The organism is Enterobacter cloacae complex sp. ECL411 (genome assembly GCF_021869665.1).
GTDB lineage: Bacteria > Pseudomonadota > Gammaproteobacteria > Enterobacterales > Enterobacteriaceae > Enterobacter > Enterobacter intestinihominis.
On the sequence record NZ_CP091486.1, the window covers coordinates 4,718,920 to 4,743,963 of the forward strand.

Below are 25,044 nucleotides of genomic sequence, written 5' to 3' on the forward strand. Positions count from 1 at the left end.
AACCCCAAGCCACAGAAATTTAAGAGGTATTGTGCTGTGAACATGAACGCAACAATCCTCGGCCAGGCCATCGCGTTTATTCTCTTTGTCTGGTTCTGTATGAAGTATGTATGGCCGCCTTTAATGGCTGCCATCGAAAAACGTCAGAAAGAAATTGCTGACGGTCTGGCTTCCGCAGAACGCGCTAAGAAAGATTTGGACCTTGCACAGGCCAACGCGACAGACCAGCTGAAAAAAGCGAAAGCTGAAGCTCAGGTAATCATTGAACAGGCTAACAAACGCCGTTCTCAGATCCTGGACGAAGCCAAAGCTGAAGCAGAACAGGAACGTACTAAGATCGTGACACAGGCTCAGGCTGAAATTGAAGCTGAGCGTAAACGTGCTCGTGAAGAACTGCGTAAGCAGGTTGCGATTCTGGCTGTTGCTGGCGCCGAGAAGATCATCGAACGTTCCGTGGATGAAGCTGCTAACAGCGACATCGTGGACAAACTTGTCGCTGAACTGTAAGGAGGGAGGGGCTGATGTCTGAATTTGTTACGGTAGCTCGCCCCTACGCCAAAGCAGCTTTTGACTTTGCTGTCGAACACCAAAATGTCGATCGCTGGCAGAATATGCTGGCGTTTGCCGCTGAGGTGACGAAAAACGAACAAATGGCCGAGTTGCTTTCTGGTGCGTTAGCGCCTGAAACCCTCGCCGCGTCGTTTATCGCCGTGTGCGGAGAGCAACTGGATGCCAACGGCCAGAACCTGATTAAGGTGATGGCGGAAAATGGTCGTCTCCGTGTGCTCCCGGATGTTCTCGAGCAGTTTGAGCACTTACGTGCCCTTAGTGAAGCTACCGCTGAAGTTGAAGTAACTTCCGCGACTGAACTGAGTGATGAACAGCTTGCGAAAATCACCGCCGCGATGGAAAAACGTCTGTCACGCAAAGTTAAGCTGAATTGCAAAATCGATAAGTCTGTAATGGCAGGCGTAATCATCCGTTCGGGTGATATGGTCATTGATGGCAGCGTACGCGGCCGTCTTGAGCGCCTTGCAGACGTCTTGCAGTCTTAAGGGGACTGGAGCATGCAACTGAATTCCACCGAAATCAGCGAACTGATCAAGCAGCGCATTGCTCAGTTCAGTGTTGTGAGTGAAGCTCACAACGAAGGTACTATTGTTTCTGTAAGTGACGGTGTTATCCGCATCCACGGCCTGGCCGATTGTATGCAGGGTGAGATGATTTCCCTGCCGGGTAACCGTTACGCCATCGCACTGAACCTGGAGCGCGACTCCGTAGGTGCCGTTGTGATGGGTCCATACGCTGACCTTGCCGAAGGCATGAAGGTTAAGTGTACTGGCCGTATTCTGGAAGTGCCGGTTGGCCGTGGCCTGCTGGGTCGCGTTGTTAACACCCTGGGTGCGCCAATCGACGGTAAAGGTCCGGTTGAGCACGATGGCTTCTCTCCAATCGAAGTTATCGCACCAGGCGTTATCGACCGTCAGTCCGTTGATCAGCCAGTGCAGACGGGTTATAAGTCCGTTGATGCCATGATCCCAATCGGTCGTGGTCAGCGTGAACTGATCATCGGTGACCGTCAGACCGGTAAAACCGCGATGGCAATCGACGCCATCATCAACCAGCGTGATTCCGGCATCAAATGTGTGTACGTGGCTATCGGCCAGAAAGCGTCCACCATTTCCAACGTGGTTCGTAAACTGGAAGAGCACGGCGCACTGTCTAACACCATCGTTGTGGTAGCAACTGCGTCTGAATCTGCTGCACTGCAATACCTGGCACCATACGCTGGTTGCGCAATGGGCGAATACTTCCGTGACCGCGGTGAAGATGCGCTGATCGTATACGATGACCTGTCTAAACAGGCTGTTGCTTATCGTCAGGTTTCCCTGCTGCTCCGTCGTCCACCAGGACGTGAAGCATTCCCGGGCGACGTATTCTACCTCCACTCTCGTCTGCTGGAGCGTGCTTCCCGCGTTAATGCGGAATACGTCGAGAACTTCACCAAAGGTGAAGTGAAGGGTAAAACAGGTTCTCTGACCGCTCTGCCGATCATTGAAACCCAGGCGGGTGACGTTTCTGCGTTCGTTCCGACCAACGTAATCTCCATTACCGATGGTCAGATCTTCCTGGAAACCAACCTGTTTAACTCCGGTATTCGTCCGGCGGTTAACCCGGGTATCTCCGTATCCCGTGTGGGTGGTGCTGCTCAGACCAAGATCATCAAGAAACTGTCCGGTGGTATCCGTACCGCGCTGGCACAGTATCGTGAACTGGCTGCGTTCTCTCAGTTCGCATCCGATCTGGACGAAGCAACCCGTAAACAGCTGAGCCACGGTCAGAAAGTGACCGAGCTGCTGAAGCAGAAACAGTACGCGCCAATGTCTGTTGCTCAGCAGGGCCTGGTACTGTTCGCGGCTGAACGCGGTTACCTCGAAGATGTGGAACTGGCGAAAATCGGTAGCTTCGAAGCCGCTCTGCTGGCTTACGTCGACCGTGATCACGCTCCGCTGATGCAAGAGATCAACCAGACCGGTGGCTATAACGACGAAATCGAAGGCAAGCTGAAAGCTATCCTCGATTCCTTCAAAGCAACCCAATCCTGGTAATCGTCCGGCGGCTTGTCTCAGGACAAGCCGTCTGGCATTGAGGAGAAGCTCATGGCCGGCGCAAAAGAGATACGTAGTAAGATCGCAAGCGTCCAGAACACGCAAAAGATCACTAAAGCGATGGAGATGGTCGCCGCTTCCAAAATGCGTAAATCGCAGGATCGCATGGCGGCCAGCCGTCCTTATGCAGAGACCATGCGCAAAGTGATTGGTCACCTTGCAAACGGTAATCTGGAATATAAGCACCCTTACCTGGAAGAACGCGACGTTAAGCGCGTGGGCTACCTGGTGGTGTCGACTGACCGTGGTCTGTGTGGCGGCTTGAACATTAACCTGTTCAAAAAACTGCTGGCGGATATGAAAGGCTGGTCCGATAAAGGCGTTCAGTGCGATCTGGCACTGATTGGCTCTAAAGGCGTCTCTTTCTTTAACTCCGTTGGTGGCAACATTGTCGCTCAGGTGACCGGTATGGGTGATAACCCGTCCCTGTCCGAACTGATCGGCCCGGTTAAAGTGATGTTGCAGGCCTACGATGAAGGCCGTCTGGACAGACTGTACGTTGTCAGCAACAAATTTATTAACACCATGTCTCAGGTGCCTACGCTCACTCAGATGCTGCCGTTACCGGCATCAGAAGATGACGAGCTGAAACAGAAAGCCTGGGATTACCTGTATGAACCCGATCCGAAACCGCTGCTGGATACCCTGCTGCGTCGTTACGTTGAATCTCAGGTTTATCAGGGCGTTGTAGAAAACCTGGCCAGCGAGCAGGCCGCACGAATGGTGGCGATGAAAGCCGCGACCGATAATGGCGGCAGCCTGATTAAAGAGCTGCAGTTGGTTTACAACAAAGCTCGTCAGGCCAGCATTACTCAGGAACTCACCGAGATCGTCTCGGGGGCCGCCGCGGTTTAACCAGGTTTACGAATTACGTAGAGGATTCAAGATGGCTACTGGAAAGATTGTCCAGGTAATCGGCGCCGTGGTGGACGTCGAGTTCCCTCAGGACGCCGTACCACGCGTGTACGACGCGCTTGAGGTACAAAATGGTAACGAGAGCCTGGTGCTGGAAGTTCAGCAGCAGCTCGGCGGCGGTATCGTGCGTACCATCGCCATGGGTTCTTCCGACGGTCTGCGTCGTGGTCTGGAAGTGAAAGACCTTGAGCACCCGATCGAAGTCCCGGTAGGTAAAGCAACACTGGGTCGTATCATGAACGTATTGGGTCAACCAATCGACATGAAAGGCGACATCGGTGAAGAAGAGCGTTGGGCTATCCACCGCGCGGCACCTTCCTACGAAGAGCTGTCCAGCTCTCAGGAACTGCTGGAAACCGGCATCAAAGTTATCGACCTGATGTGCCCGTTCGCGAAGGGCGGTAAAGTTGGTCTGTTTGGTGGTGCGGGTGTAGGTAAAACCGTAAACATGATGGAGCTGATCCGTAACATCGCGATCGAGCACTCCGGTTACTCCGTGTTTGCGGGTGTTGGTGAACGTACTCGTGAGGGTAACGACTTCTACCACGAAATGACCGACTCCAACGTTCTGGATAAAGTATCCCTGGTTTACGGCCAGATGAACGAGCCACCAGGAAACCGTCTGCGCGTTGCGCTGACTGGCCTGACGATGGCTGAGAAGTTCCGTGACGAAGGCCGTGACGTTCTGCTGTTCGTTGATAACATCTACCGTTACACCCTGGCCGGTACTGAAGTATCTGCACTGCTGGGTCGTATGCCTTCAGCGGTAGGTTATCAGCCTACGCTTGCGGAAGAGATGGGTGTTCTTCAGGAACGTATCACCTCTACCAAAACTGGTTCTATCACCTCCGTTCAGGCGGTATACGTACCTGCGGATGACTTGACTGACCCATCTCCAGCCACCACCTTTGCTCACTTAGATGCAACCGTGGTACTGAGCCGTCAGATCGCGTCTCTGGGTATCTACCCGGCCGTTGACCCGCTGGACTCTACCAGCCGTCAGCTGGATCCACTGGTTGTTGGCCAGGAACACTACGACACCGCGCGTGGCGTACAGTCCCTGCTGCAACGTTACCAGGAACTGAAAGACATCATCGCCATCCTGGGTATGGATGAACTGTCTGAAGAAGACAAACTGGTGGTAGCACGTGCGCGTAAGATCCAGCGCTTCCTGTCCCAGCCGTTCTTCGTTGCGGAAGTATTCACCGGTTCTCCAGGTAAATACGTTTCCCTGAAAGACACCATCCGTGGCTTTAAAGGCATCATGGAAGGCGAATACGATCACCTGCCAGAGCAGGCGTTCTACATGGTTGGTTCCATCGAAGAAGCCGTGGAAAAAGCCAAAAAACTTTAACGCCTTAATCGGAGGGTGATATGGCAATGACTTACCACCTGGACGTCGTCAGCGCAGAGCAACAAATGTTCTCTGGTCTGGTCGAGAAAATCCAGGTAACGGGTAGTGAAGGTGAACTGGGTATTTTCCCGGGTCACGCACCGCTGCTCACCGCCATTAAGCCTGGTATGATCCGCATCGTTAAACAGTTCGGTCATGAAGAGTTTATCTATCTGTCCGGCGGCATTCTTGAAGTGCAGCCAGGCAGTGTGACCGTTCTGGCCGATACCGCTATTCGTGGCCAGGATCTCGACGAAGCGCGAGCCCTGGAATCGAAGCGTAAGGCTGAAGAGCACATTAGCAGCTCTCATGGTGACGTGGATTACGCTCAGGCGTCTGCGGAGCTGGCCAAAGCGATCGCGAAACTGCGCGTTATCGAGTTGACCAAAAAAGCGATGTAACACCGGCTTGAAAAGCACAAAAGCCAGTCTGGATCCCAGGCTGGCTTTTTTTTTCGGCCTTAATTCATGATGAAAAAGATGTAGAATTTTAAGCATCAAACGTTTTTACTTCTCACACAAACTACCGTCAGGATGCGTATGTTAAACAGTGCGATGAGCGTGGTGATCCTTGCCGCAGGCAAAGGTACCCGCATGTATTCCGATCTGCCTAAAGTGCTCCACACACTGGCAGGAAAGCCAATGGTGCAGCATGTTATTGATGCAGCTAATGAATTAGGCGCCAGCCAGGTGCATCTGGTTTATGGACATGGCGGCGATCTGCTGAAAAAAACGCTGCGTGACGACAATCTCAACTGGGTGCTACAGGCAGAACAGCTGGGTACGGGTCATGCAATGCAGCAGGCTGCACCCTTCTTCGCTGATGATGAAGATATCCTGATGCTCTACGGCGACGTCCCGCTGATCTCCGTTGAAACCCTCACTCGCCTGCGTGAAGCCAAACCGCAGGGTGGCATTGGGTTGTTAACCGTCGTGCTGGACGATCCAACCGGCTATGGCCGCATTACGCGTGAAAACGGCAAGGTAACCGGGATTGTTGAGCATAAAGATGCCACTGACGAACAGCGTCAGATTCAGGAGATCAACACCGGCATCCTGATTGCGAACGGTGCGGATATGAAGCGCTGGCTGTCCAAACTCAATAATAACAACGCGCAGGGTGAATACTACATCACCGACATCATTGCGATGGCGTACCAGGAAGGGCGTGAGATTGCTGCCGTTCATCCGGCGCGTATCAGCGAAACGGACGGGGTAAACAACCGTCTACAGCTGTCACGCCTGGAGCGTATTTACCAGTCCGAGCAGGCAGAAAAACTGTTGCTGGCGGGCGTTATGCTGCGCGATCCGGCGCGTTTCGATCTGCGTGGCACGCTGACCCACGGGCGCGACGTTGAAATAGATACTAACGTTATCCTGGAAGGTAACGTCACGCTGGGCAACCGCGTCAAAATCGGCACCGGCTGTGTGATTAAAAACAGCGTGATCGGTGACGACTGCGAAATCAGCCCGTACAGCGTGGTAGAAGATGCGCGTCTGGATTCCGCCTGTACCATCGGCCCGTTTGCGCGTCTGCGCCCGGGCGCTGAGCTGCTGGAAGGCGCTCATGTAGGTAACTTCGTGGAAATGAAAAAAGCACGTCTCGGTAAAGGCTCGAAAGCCGGTCATCTGACCTATCTGGGCGATGCGGAAATTGGCGACAACGTAAACATCGGTGCAGGGACGATTACCTGTAACTATGACGGTGCCAATAAGTTTAAAACCATCATCGGTGATGACGTGTTTGTAGGTTCCGATACCCAGCTGGTGGCGCCTGTTACCGTGGGCAAAGGCGTGACCATTGCCGCCGGGACAACCGTTACGCGCGATGTGGCCGAGAACGAGCTGGTGTTAAGCCGCGTTCCGCAGGTACACAAGCAGGGCTGGAAACGCCCGGTGAAGAAAAAGTAACGACAATATACACCCCTCACCCTGACCCTCTCCCCATAGGGGAGAGGGGAACTGAATGGTGCGGTTTTCACCCTCTCCCCTATGGGGAGAGGGCCGGGGTGAGGGGATAACATAATCCTCCCCCCACCAGCAGTACCCATAAAAATAACCCCACTCTCTACAAGGCTCGGGGTGCCCGGAAAGGGCAAATACAGGTCAGCGACAACGCATGGCATAACGCCATAATCAGGAAATCTAACTATGTGTGGAATTGTTGGCGCAGTTGCGCAGCGTGATATTGCTGAAATCCTTCTCGAAGGTTTACGTCGTCTGGAATACCGTGGTTATGACTCAGCCGGTCTGGCTGTCGTCGATGCAGAAGGTCATATGACCCGTCTGCGTCGTCTCGGTAAAGTGCAGATGCTGGCCCAGGCGGCGGAGGAACATCCGCTGCACGGTGGCACCGGTATTGCGCATACCCGCTGGGCGACTCACGGTGAGCCATCTGAAGGCAACGCACACCCGCATGTGTCTGAACACATTGTGGTGGTGCATAACGGCATTATCGAAAACCACGAACCGCTGCGTGAAGAACTGAAAGCGCGCGGCTATACCTTCGTCTCTGAAACCGACACCGAAGTGATTGCTCACCTGGTGCACTGGGAGCTGGCACAGGGCGGTACACTGCGTGATGCGGTGCTGCGCGCTATCCCTCAGCTGCGTGGTGCTTACGGTACGGTGATCATGGATTCCCGTGACCCGTCCACGCTGCTGGCCGCGCGTTCCGGTAGCCCGATGGTGATTGGTCTGGGCATGGGTGAAAACTTTATCGCTTCCGACCAGCTGGCGCTGCTGCCGGTTACCCGTCGCTTTATCTTTCTGGAAGAGGGCGACATTGCCGAGGTGACACGTCGCAGCGTGACCGTATTCGACACGAAAGGCGAGCAGGTTAAGCGCCAGGAAATCGAATCAAACCTGCAATACGACGCGGGCGACAAAGGTGCTTATCGTCACTACATGCAGAAAGAGATCTACGAACAGCCAAACGCCATTAAAAACACCCTGACCGGGCGCATCAGCCATGGTGAAGTGGATCTGAGCGAGCTGGGCGCCAATGCCAACGAAATGCTGAGCAAAGTCGAGCACATTCAGATCGTGGCCTGCGGTACCTCTTACAACTCCGGTATGGTCTCTCGCTACTGGTTTGAATCCCTGGCGGGCGTGCCGTGTGACGTCGAAATCGCATCTGAGTTCCGCTATCGTAAATCCGCTGTGCGCCGTAACAGCCTGATGATCACTCTTTCCCAGTCTGGCGAAACGGCCGATACCCTGGCGGCGCTGCGTCTGTCTAAAGAGTTGGGTTACCTGGGTTCGCTGGCCATCTGTAACGTACCGGGCTCCTCGCTGGTGCGTGAATCCGATCTGGCGCTGATGACTAAAGCGGGCACCGAAATCGGCGTCGCTTCCACCAAAGCGTTTACCACTCAGCTGACCGTTCTGCTGATGCTGGTGGCGAAGCTGGCGCGTCTGAAAGGCGAAGATGCTTCCGTTGAGCATGATATCGTTCACGGTCTCCAGGCGCTGCCGAGCCGTATCGAGCAGATGCTGTCTCAGGACAAACGCATTGAGGCGCTGGCTGAAGATTTCTCTGATAAGCACCACGCTCTGTTCCTGGGCCGTGGCGATCAGTACCCTATCGCGCTGGAAGGCGCGCTGAAGCTGAAAGAGATCTCCTACATCCACGCGGAAGCCTACGCGGCAGGCGAGCTGAAACACGGTCCGCTGGCGCTGATCGACGCGGATATGCCGGTTATCGTGGTGGCACCGAACAACGAACTGCTGGAAAAACTGAAATCTAACATCGAAGAGGTGCGCGCCCGTGGTGGTGTACTGTACGTCTTTGCGGATAAAGATGCCGGTTTCGCCAGCAGCGACAACATGCACATCATCGAGATGCCGCATGTGGAAGAGGTGATTGCGCCGATCTTCTACACCGTACCGCTGCAACTGCTGGCTTACCACGTCGCGCTGATCAAAGGCACCGACGTTGACCAGCCGCGAAATCTGGCGAAGTCCGTTACCGTAGAATAATCCTTCCAGGCTCCGCCATCCGGTTGTGGGCGGACAATAAAGTCTTAAACTGAACAAAATAGATCTAAACTATGACAATAAAGTCTTAAACTAGACAGAATAGTTGTAAACTGAAATCAGTCCAGTTATGCTGTGAAAAAGCATACTGGACTTTTGTTATGGCTAAAGCAAACTCTTCATTTTCTGAAGTGCAAATTGCCCGTCGTATTAAAGAGGGGCGTGGCCAAGGGCATGGTAAAGACTATATTCCATGGCTAACAGTACAAGAAGTTCCTTCTTCAGGTCGTTCCCACCGTATTTATTCTCATAAGACGGGACGAGTCCATCATTTGCTATCTGACTTAGAGCTTGCTGTTTTTCTCAGTCTTGAGTGGGAGAGCAGCGTGCTAGATATACGCGAGCAGTTCCCCTTATTACCTAGTGATACCAGGCAGATTGCAATAGATAGTGGTATTAAGCATCCTGTTATTCGTGGTGTAGATCAGGTTATGTCTACTGATTTTTTAGTGGACTGCAAAGATGGTCCTTTTGAGCAGTTTGCTATTCAAGTCAAACCTGCAGCAGCCTTACAAGACGAGCGTACCTTAGAAAAACTAGAACTAGAGCGTCGCTATTGGCAGCAAAAGCAAATTCCTTGGTTCATTTTTACTGATAAAGAAATAAATCCCGTAGTAAAAGAAAATATTGAATGGCTTTATTCAGTGAAAACAGAAGAAGTTTCTGCGGAGCTTTTAGCACAACTATCCCCATTGGCCCATATCCTGCAAGAAAAAGGAGATGAAAACATTATCAATGTCTGTAAGCAGGTTGATATTGCTTATGATTTGGAGTTAGGCAAAACATTGAGTGAGATACGAGCCTTAACCGCAAATGGTTTTATTAAGTTCAATATTTATAAGTCTTTCAGGGCAAATAAGTGTGCAGATCTCTGTATTAGCCAAGTAGTGAATATGGAGGAGTTGCGCTATGTGGCAAATTAATGAGGTTGTGCTATTTGATAATGATCCGTATCGCATTTTGGCTATAGAGGATGGCCAAGTTGTCTGGATGCAAATAAGCGCTGATAAAGGAGTTCCACAAGCTAGGGCTGAGTTGTTGCTAATGCAGTATTTAGATGAAGGCCGCTTAGTTAGAACTGATGACCCTTATGTACATCTTGATTTAGAAGAGCCGTCTGTAGATTCTGTCAGCTTCCAGAAGCGCGAGGAGGATTATCGAAAAATTCTTCCTATTATTAATAGTAAGGATCGTTTCGACCCTAAAGTCAGAAGCGAACTCGTTGAGCATGTGGTCCAAGAACATAAGGTTACTAAGGCTACAGTTTATAAGTTGTTACGCCGTTACTGGCAGCGTGGTCAAACGCCTAATGCATTAATTCCTGACTACAAAAACAGCGGTGCACCAGGGGAAAGACGTTCAGCGACAGGAACAGCAAAGATTGGCCGAGCCAGAGAATATGGTAAGGGTGAAGGAACCAAGGTAACGCCCGAGATTGAACGCCTTTTTAGGTTGACCATAGAAAAGCACCTGTTAAATCAAAAAGGTACAAAGACCACCGTTGCCTATAGACGATTTGTGGACTTGTTTGCTCAGTATTTTCCTCGCATTCCCCAAGAGGATTACCCAACACTACGTCAGTTTCGTTATTTTTATGATCGAGAATACCCTAAAGCTCAGCGCTTAAAGTCTAGAGTTAAAGCAGGGGTATATAAAAAAGACGTACGACCCTTAAGTAGTACAGCCACTTCTCAGGCGTTAGGCCCTGGGAGTCGTTATGAGATTGATGCCACGATTGCTGATATTTATTTAGTGGATCATCATGATCGCCAAAAAATCATAGGAAGACCAACGCTTTACATTGTGATTGATGTGTTTAGTCGGATGATCACGGGCTTTTATATCGGCTTTGAAAATCCGTCTTATGTGGTGGCGATGCAGGCTTTTGTAAATGCTTGCTCTGACAAAACGGCCATTTGTGCCCAGCATGATATTGAGATTAGTAGCTCAGACTGGCCGTGTGTAGGTTTGCCAGATGTGTTGCTAGCGGACCGTGGCGAATTAATGAGTCATCAGGTCGAAGCCTTAGTTTCTAGTTTTAATGTGCGAGTGGAAAGTGCTCCACCTAGACGTGGCGATGCTAAAGGCATAGTGGAAAGCACTTTTAGAACACTACAAGCCGAGTTTAAGTCCTTTGCACCTGGCATTGTAGAGGGCAGTCGGATCAAAAGCCATGGTGAAACAGACTATAGGTTAGATGCATCTCTGTCGGTATTTGAGTTCACACAAATTATTTTGCGTACGATCTTATTCAGAAATAACCATCTGGTGATGGATAAATACGATCGAGATGCTGATTTTCCTACAGATTTACCGTCTATTCCTGTCCAGCTATGGCAATGGGGTATGCAGCATCGTACAGGTAGTTTAAGGGCTGTGGAGCAAGAGCAGTTGCGAGTAGCGTTACTGCCTCGCCGAAAGGTCTCTATTTCTTCATTTGGCGTTAATTTGTGGGGTTTGTATTACTCGGGGTCAGAGATTCTGCGTGAGGGTTGGTTGCAGCGGAGCACTGATATAGCTAGACCTCAACATTTAGAAGCGGCTTATGACCCAGTGCTGGTTGATACGATTTATTTGTTTCCGCAAGTTGGCAGCCGTGTATTTTGGCGCTGTAATCTGACGGAACGTAGTCGGCAGTTTAAAGGTCTCTCATTTTGGGAGGTTTGGGATATACAAGCACAAGAAAAACACAATAAAGCCAATGCGAAGCAGGATGAGTTAACTAAACGCAGGGAGCTTGAGGCGTTTATTCAGCAAACCATTCAGAAAGCGAATAAGTTAACGCCCAGTACTACTGAGCCCAAATCAACACGCATTAAGCAGATTAAAACTAATAAAAAAGAAGCCGTGACCTCGGAGCGTAAAAAACGTGCGGAGCATTTGAAGCCAAGCTCTTCAGGTGATGAGGCTAAAGTTATTCCTTTCAACGCAGTGGAAGCGGATGATCAAGAAGATTACAGCCTACCCACATACGTGCCTGAATTATTTCAGGATCCACCAGAAAAGGATGAGTCATGAGTGCTACCCGGATTCAAGCAGTTTATCGTGATACGGGGGTAGAGGCTTATCGTGATAATCCTTTTATCGAGGCCTTACCACCATTACAAGAGTCAGTGAATAGTGCTGCATCACTGAAATCCTCTTTACAGCTTACTTCCTCTGACTTGCAAAAGTCCCGTGTTATCAGAGCTCATACCATTTGTCGTATTCCAGATGACTATTTTCAGCCATTAGGTACGCATTTGCTACTAAGTGAGCGTATTTCGGTCATGATTCGAGGTGGCTACGTAGGCAGAAATCCTAAAACAGGAGATTTACAAAAGCATTTACAAAATGGTTATGAGCGTGTTCAAACGGGAGAGTTGGAGACATTTCGCTTTGAGGAGGCACGATCTACGGCACAAAGCTTATTGTTAATTGGTTGTTCTGGTAGTGGGAAGACGACCTCTCTTCATCGTATTCTAGCCACGTATCCTCAGGTGATTTACCATCGTGAACTCAATGTAGAGCAGGTGGTGTATTTGAAAATAGACTGCTCGCATAATGGTTCGCTAAAAGAAATCTGCTTGAATTTTTTCAGAGCGTTGGATCGAGCCTTGGGCTCGAACTATGAGCGTCGTTATGGCTTAAAACGTCATGGTATAGAAACCATGTTGGCTTTGATGTCGCAAATAGCCAATGCACATGCTTTAGGGTTGTTGGTTATTGATGAAATTCAGCATTTAAGCCGCTCTCGTTCGGGTGGATCTCAAGAGATGCTGAACTTTTTTGTGACGATGGTGAATATTATTGGCGTACCAGTGATGTTGATTGGTACCCCTAAAGCACGAGAGATTTTTGAGGCTGATTTGCGGTCTGCACGTAGAGGGGCAGGGTTTGGAGCTATATTCTGGGATCCTATACAACAAACGCAACGTGGAAAGCCCAATCAAGAGTGGATCGCTTTTACGGATAATCTTTGGCAATTACAGCTTTTACAACGCAAAGATGCGCTGTTATCGGATGAGGTCCGTGATGTGTGGTATGAGCTAAGCCAAGGAGTGATGGACATTGTAGTAAAACTTTTTGTACTCGCTCAGCTCCGTGCGCTAGCTTTAGGCAATGAGCGTATTACCGCTGGTTTATTGCGGCAAGTGTATCAAGATGAGTTAAAGCCTGTGCACCCCATGCTAGAGGCATTACGCTCGGGTATCCCAGAACGCATTGCTCGTTATTCTGATCTAGTCGTTCCCGAGATTGATAAACGGTTAATCCAACTTCAGCTAGATATCGCAGCGATACAAGAACAAACACCAGAAGAAAAAGCCCTTCAAGAGTTAGATACCGAAGATCAGCGTCATTTATATCTGATGCTGAAAGAGGATTACGATTCAAGCCTGTTAATTCCCACTATTAAAAAAGCGTTTAGCCAGAATCCAACGATGACAAGACAAAAGTTACTGCCTCTTGTTTTGCAGTGGTTGATGGAAGGCGAAACGGTAGTGTCAGAACTAGAAAAGCCCTCCAAGAGTAAAAAGGTTTCGGCTATAAAGGTAGTCAAGCCCAGCGACTGGGATAGCTTGCCTGATACGGATTTACGTTATATCTATTCACAACGCCAACCTGAAAAAACCATGCATGAACGGTTAAAAGGGAAAGGGGTAATAGTGGATATGGCGAGCTTATTTAAACAAGCAGGTTAGCCATGAGAAACTTTCCTGTTCCGTACTCGAATGAGCTGATTTATAGCACTATTGCACGGGCAGGCGTTTATCAAGGGATTGTTAGTCCTAAGCAGCTGTTGGATGAGGTGTATGGCAACCGCAAGGTGGTCGCTACCTTAGGTCTGCCCTCGCATTTAGGTGTGATAGCAAGACATCTACATCAAACAGGACGTTACGCTGTTCAGCAGCTTATTTATGAGCATACCTTATTCCCTTTATATGCTCCGTTTGTAGGCAAGGAGCGCCGAGACGAAGCTATTCGGTTAATGGAGTACCAAGCGCAAGGTGCGGTGCATTTAATGCTAGGAGTCGCTGCTTCTAGAGTTAAGAGCGATAACCGCTTTAGATACTGCCCTGATTGCGTTGCTCTTCAGCTAAATAGGTATGGGGAAGCCTTTTGGCAACGAGATTGGTATTTGCCCGCTTTGCCATATTGTCCAAAACACGGTGCTTTAGTCTTCTTTGATAGAGCTGTAGATGATCACCGACATCAATTTTGGGCTTTGGGTCATACTGAGCTGCTTTCAGACTACCCCAAAGACTCCCTATCTCAATTAACAGCACTAGCTGCTTATATAGCCCCTCTGTTAGATGCTCCACGAGCGCAAGAGCTTTCCCCAAGCCTTGAGCAGTGGACGCTGTTTTATCAGCGCTTAGCGCAGGATCTAGGGCTAACCAAAAGCAAGCACATTCGTCATGACTTGGTGGCGGAGAGAGTGAGGCAGACTTTTAGTGATGAGGCACTAGAGAAACTGGATTTAAAGTTGGCAGAGAACAAGGACACGTGTTGGCTGAAAAGTATATTCCGTAAGCATAGAAAAGCCTTTAGTTATTTACAGCATAGTATTGTGTGGCAAGCCTTATTGCCAAAACTAACGGTTATAGAAGCGCTACAGCAGGCAAGTGCTCTTACTGAGCACTCTATAACGACAAGACCTGTTAGCCAGTCTGTGCAACCTAACTCTGAAGATTTATCTGTTAAGCATAAAGACTGGCAGCAACTAGTGCATAAATACCAAGGAATTAAGGCGGCAAGACAGTCTTTAGAGGGTGGGGTGCTATACGCTTGGCTTTACCGACATGACAGGGATTGGCTAGTTCACTGGAATCAACAGCATCAACAAGAGCGTCTGGCACCCGCCCCTAGAGTTGATTGGAACCAAAGAGATCGAATTGCTGTACGACAACTATTAAGAATCATAAAGCGTCTAGATAGTAGCCTTGATCACCCAAGAGCGACATCGAGCTGGCTGTTAAAGCAAACTCCTAACGGAACCTCTCTTGCAAAAAATCTACAGAAACTGCCTTTGGTAGCGCTTTGCTTAAAGCGTTACTCAGAGAGTGTGGAAGATTATCAAATTAGACGGATTAGCCAAGCTTTTATTAAGCTTAAACAGGAAGATGTTGAGCTTAGGCGCTGGCGATTATTAAGAAGTGCAACGTTATCTAAAGAGCGGATAACTGAGGAAGCACAAAGATTCTTGGAAATGGTTTATGGGGAAGAGTGAGTGGTTAGGCTAGCTACATTTAATGACAATGTGCAGGTTGTACATATTGGTCATTTATTCCGTAACTCGGGTCATAAGGAGTGGCGTATTTTTGTTTGGTTTAATCCAATGCAAGAACGGAAATGGACTCGATTTACTCATTTGCCTTTATTAAGTCGAGCTAAGGTGGTTAACAGTACAACAAAGCAAATAAATAAGGCGGATCGTGTGATTGAGTTTGAAGCATCGGATCTTCAACGAGCCAAAATAATCGATTTTCCTAATCTCTCGTCCTTTGCTTCCGTACGCAACAAGGATGGAGCGCAGAGTTCATTTATTTACGAAGCTGAAACACCATATAGCAAGACTCGTTATCACATCCCACAGTTAGAGCTAGCTCGGTCATTATTTTTAATTAACTCCTATTTCTGTCGAAGCTGTTTGAGCAGTACCGCTTTACAGCAAGAGTTCGACGTTCAGTATGAGGTTGAGCGAGATCATTTAGAGATAAGGATCTTACCCAGTTCATCGTTTCCTAAAGGGGCGTTAGAGCAGTCGGCCGTAGTGCAGCTTTTGGTTTGGTTGTTTTCGGATCAAGATGTTATGGATTCGTATGAAAGTATTTTTAGGCACTATCAACAAAATAGAGAAATTAAGAACGGCGTTGAAAGCTGGTGCTTTAGCTTTGACCCTCCGCCCATGCAGGGTTGGAAATTACATGTAAAAGGACGTTCTTCTAACGAGGATAAGGATTATTTAGTTGAGGAAATAGTAGGTTTAGAAATCAACGCTATGCTTCCTAGCACAACAGCTATTAGCCATGCCTCTTTTCAGGAAAAGGAGGCAGGTGATGGTAGTACGCAGCACATAGCGGTTTCAACAGAGTCAGTTGTTGATGATGAGCATCTACAGTTGGACGATGAGGAAACAGCCAATATAGACACAGACACACGAGTCATAGAGGCTGAGCCGACATGGATAAGTTTTAGTAGACCTAGTCGAATTGAAAAATCTCGCAGGGCAAGAAAAAGTAGCCAAACTATTTTAGAAAAAGAAGAAGCAACAACAAGTGAAAATAGTAATTTGGTTAGTACTGATGAGCCACACTTAGGTGGTGTCCTAGCAGCGGCAGATGTGGGTGGGAAGCAGGATGCAACCAATTACAACTCTATTTTTGCTAATCGATTTGCTGCTTTTGATGAGCTACTTTCAATTCTAAAAACTAAATTTGCATGTCGGGTGCTTTTTGAAGAAACCTTGGTTTTGCCAAAAGTTGGGCGTAGCCGATTACATCTGTGTAAAGATGGCTCACCAAGAGTGATTAAAGCCGTTGGGGTGCAACGTAATGGCAGTGAATTTGTATTGCTAGAGGTGGATGCATCGGATGGGGTGAAAATGCTTTCTACCAAAGTGTTGAGTGGCGTTGATAGCGAAACATGGCGGAATGATTTTGAAAAGATACGGCGTGGAGTGGTGAAGAGCTCATTGAATTGGCCAAATAGTTTGTTTGATCAATTATATGGACAAGACGGGCATAGAGGGGTGAATCATCCAAAGGGGTTGGGGGAGCTGCAAGTATCGAGAGAGGATATGGAAGGGTGGGCTGAGAGAGTGGTTAGAGAGCAATTTACGCATTAAAGGAATGACTGAAAGAGCCTGTAAACCCTTTTGTGTAAGTGCTTTTGCCGGTCTGTAGTGGTCAACTAAAACTGGCCACGGTTTTAGAGTTTTTCCAGTATCGGTTTTCCGATTCGTTTGGAGGTAATCCACCGTTATAGTCATGCGGCCTTAGCGAGCTGTAATACCCGACGATATAGTTTGTGATCGCATGAGATGCTTCGCTAAAGTTTATATAGCCTGTCACTGGCACCCACTCGTTTTTCAGACTTCTGAAGAAGCGTTCCATCGGGCTGTTATCCCAGCAGTTTCCACGTCGGCTCATACTTTGCCTGATCCGGTAACGCCACAATAACTGCCGGAACTGCCTGCTTGTGTAGTGGCTACCCTGGTCACTGTGGAACATCACTCCCGCTGGTTTACCTCGGGTTTCCCACGCCATTTCCAGCGCTTTGATGGTTAGCTTGCTGTCCGGTGAGAATGACATTGCCCAGCCTACCGGTTTCCTGGCGAACAAATCGAGAACGACGGCGAGGTAAGCCCAGCGCCTGCCTGTCCAGATATACGTCACATCGCCGCACCATACCTGATTAGGCTCTGTCACTGCGAACTGTCGCTCAAGGTGATTTGGGATAGCGATGTGTTGATGGCCACCACGTTTATACCGGTGGGTGGGTTGCTGACAACTCACCAGTCCCAGTTCTTTCATGAGCCTGCCGGCAAGCCAGCGTCCCATTCTGAAGCCTCTCAGGGTTGCCATGATGGCGATACTTCTCGCGCCAGCAGAGCCATGGCTAATGTTATGCAGCTCCAGAACCTGACTACGTAATACAGCCCGCTTGCCGTCTGGCTTTTCGGGGCTTTTCACCCAGTATTTGTAGCTGCTGCGATGAACCCCGAACACGTGGCAGAGTGTGACCACAGGATACTGCGCTCTGAGTTTCTCGATTAACGAGAACTGTTCAGGGAGTCTGACATCAAGAGCGCGGTAGCCTTTTTTAATATGTCGTTTTCCATTTCAATGCGTTGTAGCTTTTTCTTTAACTCACGTATTTCAATCTGTTCCGGGGTTATAGGAGAGGCTTTAGGTATTTTGCCCTGTCGTTCATCCCGTAACTGCTTTACCCATCGCGTCATGGTAGAAAGCCCCACGTCCATAGCACTGGCCGCAGCTGCAACGGTGTAGTTTTGATCAAGGACCAGTTGAGCGGATTCGCGTTTAAACTCTGCGCTGAAATTTCTTTTTTTCATTGGGACACCTGTATTGTTCTGAGATGAGCATATCACCTCTGTTCAGGTGGCCAAATTCAGTAAACCACTACAGTCAGTTAAAGGTGGCCATTTAAACGGTCACCAAATTCGATCATAAAACGGTTCATGGCCGGCTTCCAGTTGCGGATCGGCATCGTCCATTTCTTGGTCGCCGCCTGGATAGCCAGGTACACCACCTTCATCGCTGATTCGTCCGTAGGGAACACCTTGAGTTCATATTAATGGAATTTTCTACAAATAGCCTCCGTGGTTTTGAGGGGGGATTACAGACGATCCATAGTAGTAATCCAATGAGTTCTTGAGCGCGGCGACATGTTTGGACGCCTTGGCAAAAATTAGAGCCTGCTTGAAGTGCAGGCGAGCACGTGCTTGGACGATTGATCCATTCGCGGTCAAAAACTCAATCTTGGATGACAGCGTGTCAGGAAATCCAATATCGAAGTCCCGCCCCGTGTCAAAGTAGGGCATTTCATGATCAAAGGACGAAGCTTCCCAGGCCACTTCCCTAATATTCCAGCCGCTAGAAACAAGATTTCGTACGACTTCATCAACTTTTTTGCTTTCCAACTTGTCACAAAGTGCATAGGCAAGAGCTTTGGCGGCAGACACGTGCGTTTCCTCTTAAACATAGGTCGAACGGATACCCGAGGCAAAGCGGAGCATTAGTCCCAAAGCATCTCCGGTAGATCCGGAGGCTCCATACTGAAGGCATGGCATCTTGGGCATTGATATTTGAAACTTCTCTCTAGATAGCAGGGATTTCTTGGCCTTGCCTCATGCTGATAGCTTGTAAATATCACACGATCCTTAGCCCCACAAAGTGAGCATACTCCGTAGCTTTCATTTATAGAAATCGTCGTTAGATTGTCGCAGCATGTGCACGTTCCGACTATTTGCTCAGGAAGCATCGCCATACCTTGGCCTAGGTAAAGAAGATCAGACTCGTAGCCACATCGGTGGCAACTGAGCTTGTACGCAATGCCCATCTGGTTGTCTCACCTGAATCGTAACGTCAGAGCTATTCATCCATCCATTCGGCATCAATGTATGCCACTAAGCCGACCAGCTGACCGTTTGGACTGAAGTATGTTGCCTGCACCCCACTTGACATCTCATCAATACCACCGCACTGCGCTAGGCGCCGGTCCCACTTGCCCACAGAAGCGTCAGGATCGGCTGAGTTCCCCAAGACCCTTGTGAGCCATGCCTCCTTTAACTCAACCTCTCGAATGATTGCGTCGGCCAGCTCCTCCGCGTTATCTAGTTCGACATAGTCTGGAATTCGGACGTACGTTCTGAACACAGCTGGATACTTACTTGGGCGATTGTCATACATGACATCAACAATGTACCCGTTTGTGTAACCGTCTCTTGGAGGTTCGTATGACACTAGTGGTTCCCCTCAGCTTGCGACTAGATGTTGAGGCCTAACATTTTATTAGAGAGCAGGCTAGTTGCTTAGATACATGATCTTCAGGCCGTTATCTGTCAGGGCAAGCGAAAATTGGCCATTTATGACGACCAATGCCCCGCAGAAGCTCCCATCTTTGCCGCCATAGACGCCGCGCCCCCCTTTTGGGGTGTAGAACATCCTTTTGCCAGATGTGGAAAAGAAGTTCGTTGTCCCATTGTTGGCAATGACGTAGTAGCCGGCGAAAGTGCGAGACCCATTTGCGCTATATATAAGCCTACGATTTCCGTTGCGACTATTGTCGTAATTGGATGAACTATTATCGTAGTTGCTCTCAGAGTTGTCGTAATTTGATGGACTATTGTCGTAATTGCTTATGGAGTTGTCGTAGTTGCTTGGAGAAATGTCGTAGTTGGATGGGGAGTAGTCATAGGGAAGACGAGCTTCATCCACTAAAACAATTGGCAGGTCAGCAAGTGCCTGCCCCGATGCCATCGCAAGTACGAGGCTTAGAACCACCTTCAACAGATCGCGCATAGTCTTCCCCAGCTCTCTAACGCTTGAGTTAAGCCGCGCCGCGAAGCGGCGTCGGCTTGAACGAATTGTTAGACATTATTTGCCGACTACCTTGGTGATCTCGCCTTTCACGTAGTGAACAAATTCTTCCAACTGATCTGCGCGCGAGGCCAAGCGATCTTCTTGTCCAAGATAAGCCTGCCTAGCTTCAAGTATGACGGGCTGATACTGGGCCGGCAGGCGCTCCATTGCCCAGTCGGCAGCGACATCCTTCGGCGCGATTTTGCCGGTTACTGCGCTGTACCAAATGCGGGACAACGTAAGCACTACATTTCGCTCATCGCCAGCCCAGTCGGGCGGCGAGTTCCATAGCGTTAAGGTTTCATTTAGCGCCTCAAATAGATCCTGTTCAGGAACCGGATCAAAGAGTTCCTCCGCCGCTGGACCTACCAAGGCAACGCTATGTTCTCTTGCTTTTGTCAGCAAGATAGCCAGATCAATGTCGATCGTGGCTGGCTCGAAGATACCTGCAAGAATGTCATTGCGCTGCCATTCTCCAAATTGCAGTTCGCGCTTAGCTGGATAACGCCACGGAATGATGTCGTCGTGCACAACAATGGTGACTTCTACAGCGCGGAGAATCTCGCTCTCTCCAGGGGAAGCCGAAGTTTCCAAAAGGTCGTTGATCAAAGCTCGCCGCGTTGTTTCATCAAGCCTTACGGTCACCGTAACCAGCAAATCAATATCACTGTGTGGCTTCAGGCCGCCATCCACTGCGGAGCCGTACAAATGTACGGCCAGCAACGTCGGTTCGAGATGGCGCTCGATGACGCCAACTACCTCTGATAGTTGAGTCGATACTTCGGCGATCACCGCTTCCCTCATGATGTTTAACTCCTGAATTAAGCCGCGCCGCGAAGCGGTGTCGGCTTGAATGAATTGTTAGGCGTCATCCTGTGCTCCCGAGAACCAGTACCAGTACATCGCTGTTTCGTTCGAGACTTGAGGTCTAGTTTTATACGTGAACAGGTCAATGCCGCCGAGAGTAAAGCCACATTTTGCGTACAAATTGCAGGCAGGTACATTGTTCGTTTGTGTCTCTAATCGTATGCCAAGGAGCTGTCTGCTTAGTGCCCACTTTTTCGCAAATTCGATGAGACTGTGCGCGACTCCTTTGCCTCGGTGCGTGTGCGACACAACAATGTGTTCGATAGAGGCTAGATCGTTCCATGTTGAGTTGAGTTCAATCTTCCCGACAAGCTCTTGGTCGATGAATGCGCCATAGCAAGCAGAGTCTTCATCAGAGTCATCATCCGAGATGTAATCCTTCCGGTAGGGGCTCACACTTCTGGTAGATAGTTCAAAGCCTTGGTCGGATAGGTGCACATCGAACACTTCACGAACAATGAAATGGTTCTCAGCATCCAATGTTTCCGCCACCTGCTCAGGGATCACCGAAATCTTCATATGACGCCTAACATTTTATTAGTAAGCATGCTCGTTTTGTCACCCGCTGATGCTTACCGTTAATTAATATAATCACTTGTATTAAATAGACTTTCTTTAAAAATACAAGACACTCTGTTATTACAAATCGTGCATGCCGTCTATCCTGCTTGCACGATGCACATTATCTCACCCAAAGAACTCATAACATTTTAATTTATTTAGCATTAAATTAAAACTCTACCGGTAAACAAGCATCTCTAGGCGTAAAAAACAGGCACTTTTTTAAATCCCAGCTAGAATAGGCTGTATAGGCAGACAGTTGCAAGACAAGGAGCGTTTTATGTCTAACAGTCCATTTTTAAATTCTATACGCACGGATATGCGACAAAAAGGTTATGCGCTGAAAACTGAAAAAACTTACCTGCACTGGATTAAGCGTTTTATTCTGTTTCACAAAAAACGTCATCCTCAGACCATGGGCAGTGAAGAGGTCAGGCTGTTTTTATCCAGCTTAGCAAACAGCAGACATGTAGCCATAAACACGCAGAAAATCGCTTTAAATGCCCTAGCTTTTTTGTACAACAGGTTTTTACAACAGCCGTTGGGCGATATTGATTATATCCCTGCAAGCAAGCCTAGACGGCTACCCTCTGTTATCTCTGCAAATGAAGTGCAACGCATTTTGCAGGTTATGGATACTCGCAACCAAGTTATTTTTACGCTGCTGTATGGTGCAGGTTTGCGCATTAATGAATGCTTGCGTTTGCGGGTTAAAGATTTTGATTTTGATAATGGCTGCATCACTGTGCATGACGGTAAGGGTGGGAAAAGCAGAAACAGCCTACTGCCCACGCGCCTAATCCCAGCAATAAAATAACTCATTGAGCAAGCGCGGCTTATTCAGCAAGACGACAACTTACAAGGCGTAGGGCCATCGCTGCCTTTTGCTTTAGATCACAAATACCCTTCTGCTTATCGACAAGCGGCGTGGATGTTTGTCTTTCCCTCCAGCACGCTCTGCAACCACCCGTATAACGGCAAATTATGCCGCCATCATCTGCATGACTCCGTTGCGCGAAAGGCATTGAAGGCAGCCGTACAAAAAGCAGGCATCGTTAGCAAGCGTGTCACTTGTCATACATTTCGTCACTCGTTTGCTACGCATCTATTACAAGCGGGGCGTGATATTCGCACTGTGCAAGAACTCTTAGGGCATAACGATGTTAAGACCACGCAAATCTATACGCATGTGTTGGGTCAGCATTTTGCCGGCACCACCAGTCCTGCGGATGGACTGATGCTACTTATCAATCAGTAAAAGTAGATAAATATCTTTATGTAGCCCTGAGTAGCCCCTGATACTTTTTATGGTGAAAAAGATAAACAATCATAGAGGGGATAAATATGAGCCAGTTCTACCATTGTTCAGATAAGTTTAAGCAAGATACTGTCAATCACAGTGACCATTCATGGTCATTACACTTCCTCCAGTTGCCAGACAATGCCTAACATAAAAACGCAAAAGCCCAAAAGTCAGAGCTTAGGTGTTCTAGGCGTTTTCTAAGCGCTGAAGAAATACGTCTTACCGTAGATTGCGTGCGTTTCTGAAGCACATTTTCCTTATACATGGCTTTATCCCAGGCAGCTTCATCAAGCTCTTGGAGTAACAAGCCAGTAATAATGCGACACTCTCGGGTTTGTAGCGAGCCGCTGGTGAGATCGGAGTTATAGCGGAAAGGGGTCATTTGTAATTATTTGTGGGTGGAGGATAGTTAACTTATTATTGTAGTTGGAAGAGGCTGCTTTCCAAACATTAGCACCTCGTAATGCTTGTTACTGTATATTAATTTATGCTCTTAGCGCATGTTAATGGGCTATTACAATGCATAATGTCCACATCAAGATAACTGTGGCTTAACACCTGTACAAGCGAAAAAAATCAATCACCTGTCCGGAAATACGGGATCACTGTAAAGTGTTGGTGAGGCAGTCTAGGAGGGGGATTTAATTTGGGATACTGATGAAAGGATTATGATCAGTTGGATATAGGATCGTACTAAGCTGAGCGGCAGGTTAGCTAGATTAGTTAACCAGATAAGTGAAATCTAGTTCCAAACTATTTTGTCATTTTTAATTTTCGTATTAGCTTACGACGCTACACCCAGTTCCCATCTATTTTGTCACTCTTCCCTAAATAATCCTTAAAAACTCCATTTCCACCCCTCCCAGTTCCCAACTATTTTGTCCGCCCACACCGGTGGAGCCTTTTTTTATGACAATCCGTCATTTTCAGCTATTTTATCAGTGTCACATAAAGAAAATATTACTGAAAACAAGCTGTCATAATAATCATTAAGTTTATGATTTATTTATGGATTTTTGCTTAATTTTAAGTGAAATTTTCTTTGTCATAAAACTGTCATATTTCGTACATTTATCTGTCACCTGTTTGTCCTATTTTGCTCATCGTAGCCACTTAAACAATGATTTACGAAATCCTTGCAGGAGACATTATGAAAGTTATGCGTACCACTGTCGCAACTGTTGTCGCCGCGACCTTATCGATGAGCGCTTTCTCTGCCTTCGCAGCAGCAAGCCTGACTGGCGCTGGTGCAACCTTCCCTGCGCCGGTGTATGCCAAATGGGCGGATACCTACCAGAAAGAAACCGGCAACAAGGTTAACTATCAGGGTATCGGCTCCTCCGGTGGCGTAAAACAAATTACCGCGAATACCGTTGATTTCGGCGCATCCGACGCTCCGCTGTCTGATGAGAAACTGAATCAGGAAGGCCTGTTCCAGTTCCCGACCGTGATCGGCGGCGTTGTGCTGGCTGTTAACATTCCTGGCCTGAAATCAGGCGAGCTGGTGCTGGACGGCAAAACCCTGGGTGATATCTACCTGGGCAAAATCAAAAAATGGGATGACGAAGCCATCACCAAACTGAACCCGGGCGTTAAGCTGCCTTCGCAGAATATCGCGGTGGTTCGTCGTGCTGACGGCTCTGGTACCTCTTTCGTGTTCACCAGCTACCTGGCGAAAGTGAACGAAGAGTGGAAATCTAAAGTCGGTTCCGGCTCTACCGTTAACTGGCCAACCGGTCTGGGCGGTAAAGGCAACGACGGTATCGCTGCCTTCGTACAGCGTCTGCCTGGCTCTATCGGCTATGTAGAGTACGCTTACGCGAAGCAGAACAACCTGGCTTACACCAAACTGGTTTCTGCTGACGGCAAACCGGTTAGCCCGACCGAAGAGAACTTCGCTAACGCCGCAAAAGGCGCTGACTGGAGCAAATCCTTCGCTCAGGACCTGACCAACCAGAAAGGCGACGATGCATGGCCTATCACGTCTACCACCTTCATTCTGGTCCACAAAGAGCAGAAGAAGCCTGAGCAGGGTGCTGAAGTGCTGAAGTTCTTCGACTGGGCATACAAAAACGGCGGCAAACAGGCGAATGACCTGGATTACGCCAGCCTGCCAGACAGCGTGGTTGAGCAGATCCGTGCTGCATGGAAAACCAACGTGAAAGACAGCAGCGGTAAAGCGCTGTACTAACAGGATATTTTTGACGAAGAT

The 25,044-nt window shown here is 48.6% G+C and carries 20 protein-coding genes and 3 pseudogenes; 15 read left to right on the forward strand and 8 right to left on the reverse strand.

Annotated elements, in window-relative coordinates; translation table 11 throughout:
* Positions 1 to 36: 36 nt before the first annotated feature.
* The 13 genes from atpF (at position 37) to L3069_RS22645 (ending at position 16,842) form a co-directional block, all read left to right on the forward strand.
* Positions 37 to 507, forward strand: a complete 471-nt coding sequence (atpF, locus tag L3069_RS22585; RefSeq protein WP_003862370.1) for a F0F1 ATP synthase subunit B — start codon at positions 37 to 39, stop codon at positions 505 to 507.
* A 14-nt stretch (positions 508 to 521) separates the two neighbouring features.
* Positions 522 to 1,055: a F0F1 ATP synthase subunit delta gene (atpH, locus tag L3069_RS22590; RefSeq protein ID WP_003862369.1), complete on the forward strand. Its 534-nt coding sequence runs from the start codon at positions 522 to 524 to the stop codon at positions 1,053 to 1,055.
* A gap of 12 nt (positions 1,056 to 1,067) precedes the next feature.
* The gene (gene atpA, locus L3069_RS22595; RefSeq protein WP_006808751.1) at positions 1,068 to 2,609 is read left to right on the forward strand and encodes a F0F1 ATP synthase subunit alpha; all 1,542 of its coding nucleotides are present in this window, start codon (positions 1,068 to 1,070) and stop codon (positions 2,607 to 2,609) included.
* Between the two features lie 51 nt (positions 2,610 to 2,660).
* Complete coding sequence (atpG, locus tag L3069_RS22600; RefSeq protein WP_003862364.1) at positions 2,661 to 3,524, forward strand: F0F1 ATP synthase subunit gamma; 864 nt, start codon at positions 2,661 to 2,663, stop codon at positions 3,522 to 3,524.
* 31 nt (positions 3,525 to 3,555) lie between these two features.
* Positions 3,556 to 4,938, forward strand: a complete 1,383-nt coding sequence (gene atpD / locus L3069_RS22605; RefSeq protein ID WP_003862362.1) for a F0F1 ATP synthase subunit beta — start codon at positions 3,556 to 3,558, stop codon at positions 4,936 to 4,938.
* Positions 4,939 to 4,958: 20 nt separating this feature from the next.
* Positions 4,959 to 5,378, forward strand: a complete 420-nt coding sequence (locus L3069_RS22610) for a F0F1 ATP synthase subunit epsilon (RefSeq protein ID WP_006177560.1) — start codon at positions 4,959 to 4,961, stop codon at positions 5,376 to 5,378.
* A gap of 138 nt (positions 5,379 to 5,516) precedes the next feature.
* Positions 5,517 to 6,887 carry a bifunctional UDP-N-acetylglucosamine diphosphorylase/glucosamine-1-phosphate N-acetyltransferase GlmU gene (gene glmU, locus L3069_RS22615; protein WP_038414970.1) on the forward strand — a complete coding sequence of 457 codons (1,371 nt, stop codon included), beginning with the start codon at positions 5,517 to 5,519 and terminating at the stop codon, positions 6,885 to 6,887.
* A gap of 240 nt (positions 6,888 to 7,127) precedes the next feature.
* Complete coding sequence (gene glmS, locus L3069_RS22620; RefSeq protein WP_032626716.1) at positions 7,128 to 8,957, forward strand: glutamine--fructose-6-phosphate transaminase (isomerizing); 1,830 nt, start codon at positions 7,128 to 7,130, stop codon at positions 8,955 to 8,957.
* Positions 8,958 to 9,115: 158 nt separating this feature from the next.
* Complete coding sequence (locus tag L3069_RS22625; RefSeq protein WP_001029679.1) at positions 9,116 to 9,937, forward strand: TnsA endonuclease N-terminal domain-containing protein; 822 nt, start codon at positions 9,116 to 9,118, stop codon at positions 9,935 to 9,937.
* Complete coding sequence (locus L3069_RS22630; RefSeq protein WP_000267723.1) at positions 9,924 to 12,032, forward strand: DDE-type integrase/transposase/recombinase; 2,109 nt, start codon at positions 9,924 to 9,926, stop codon at positions 12,030 to 12,032. The genes L3069_RS22625 and L3069_RS22630 overlap by 14 nt, the downstream gene beginning before the upstream one ends.
* A complete protein-coding gene (locus L3069_RS22635; RefSeq protein ID WP_001276994.1) occupies positions 12,029 to 13,696 on the forward strand; it encodes an AAA family ATPase in 1,668 nt (555 codons plus the stop codon). The genes L3069_RS22630 and L3069_RS22635 overlap by 4 nt, the downstream gene beginning before the upstream one ends.
* Before the next feature lie 2 nt (positions 13,697 to 13,698).
* The gene (locus L3069_RS22640) at positions 13,699 to 15,225 is read left to right on the forward strand and encodes a TnsD family Tn7-like transposition protein (protein WP_001243518.1); all 1,527 of its coding nucleotides are present in this window, start codon (positions 13,699 to 13,701) and stop codon (positions 15,223 to 15,225) included.
* Positions 15,226 to 16,842 (forward strand): Tn7-like element transposition protein TnsE, encoded by a 1,617-nt coding sequence (locus tag L3069_RS22645; RefSeq protein WP_000251879.1) that lies wholly within the window; start codon positions 15,226 to 15,228, stop codon positions 16,840 to 16,842. It abuts the gene before it with no gap.
* A 61-nt stretch (positions 16,843 to 16,903) separates the two neighbouring features.
* Here L3069_RS22645 and L3069_RS22650 read toward each other — a convergent pair.
* The 7 genes and pseudogenes from L3069_RS22650 to sat2 all read right to left on the reverse strand — a co-directional run bounded on the left by L3069_RS22650 (position 16,904) and on the right by sat2 (position 21,487).
* Positions 16,904 to 18,072 (reverse strand): IS3 family transposase gene (locus tag L3069_RS22650; RefSeq protein ID WP_098141323.1). Its coding sequence is split into 2 segments (ribosomal slippage): positions 16,904 to 17,823 and positions 17,823 to 18,072, totalling 1,170 coding nucleotides; the frame shifts between segments, so codons are not numbered across the junction.
* Between the two features lie 77 nt (positions 18,073 to 18,149).
* A pseudogene (locus L3069_RS22655) lies at positions 18,150 to 18,302 on the reverse strand (IS256 family transposase); the annotation flags it as partial.
* Positions 18,303 to 18,324: 22 nt separating this feature from the next.
* A complete protein-coding gene (locus L3069_RS22660; RefSeq protein WP_001271300.1) occupies positions 18,325 to 18,702 on the reverse strand; it encodes a hypothetical protein in 378 nt (125 codons plus the stop codon).
* Between the two features lie 409 nt (positions 18,703 to 19,111).
* The gene (locus L3069_RS22665) at positions 19,112 to 19,483 is read right to left on the reverse strand and encodes a hypothetical protein (protein ID WP_000119696.1); all 372 of its coding nucleotides are present in this window, start codon (positions 19,481 to 19,483) and stop codon (positions 19,112 to 19,114) included.
* Between the two features lie 60 nt (positions 19,484 to 19,543).
* Positions 19,544 to 20,041, reverse strand: a complete 498-nt coding sequence (locus L3069_RS22670) for a hypothetical protein (protein ID WP_001444089.1) — start codon at positions 20,039 to 20,041, stop codon at positions 19,544 to 19,546.
* A gap of 28 nt (positions 20,042 to 20,069) precedes the next feature.
* A pseudogene (gene aadA1 / locus L3069_RS22675) lies at positions 20,070 to 20,905 on the reverse strand (ANT(3'')-Ia family aminoglycoside nucleotidyltransferase AadA1).
* Between the two features lie 57 nt (positions 20,906 to 20,962).
* Positions 20,963 to 21,487, reverse strand: a complete 525-nt coding sequence (gene sat2, locus L3069_RS22680) for a streptothricin N-acetyltransferase Sat2 (RefSeq protein WP_000704156.1) — start codon at positions 21,485 to 21,487, stop codon at positions 20,963 to 20,965.
* 322 nt (positions 21,488 to 21,809) lie between these two features.
* Here sat2 and intI2 point away from each other — a divergent pair.
* A pseudogene (gene intI2, locus L3069_RS22685) lies at positions 21,810 to 22,787 on the forward strand (class 2 integron integrase IntI2).
* A gap of 187 nt (positions 22,788 to 22,974) precedes the next feature.
* Here the strand turns inward: intI2 and L3069_RS22690 are convergent.
* Entirely contained in the window at positions 22,975 to 23,214 is a 240-nt protein-coding gene (locus tag L3069_RS22690) for a BrxA family protein (RefSeq protein ID WP_001353740.1), read from the reverse strand.
* Between the two features lie 768 nt (positions 23,215 to 23,982).
* Between L3069_RS22690 and pstS the strand changes: the two genes are divergently transcribed.
* Positions 23,983 to 25,023: a phosphate ABC transporter substrate-binding protein PstS gene (pstS, locus tag L3069_RS22695; RefSeq protein WP_017383706.1), complete on the forward strand. Its 1,041-nt coding sequence runs from the start codon at positions 23,983 to 23,985 to the stop codon at positions 25,021 to 25,023.
* Positions 25,024 to 25,044: the final 21 nt, after the last annotated feature.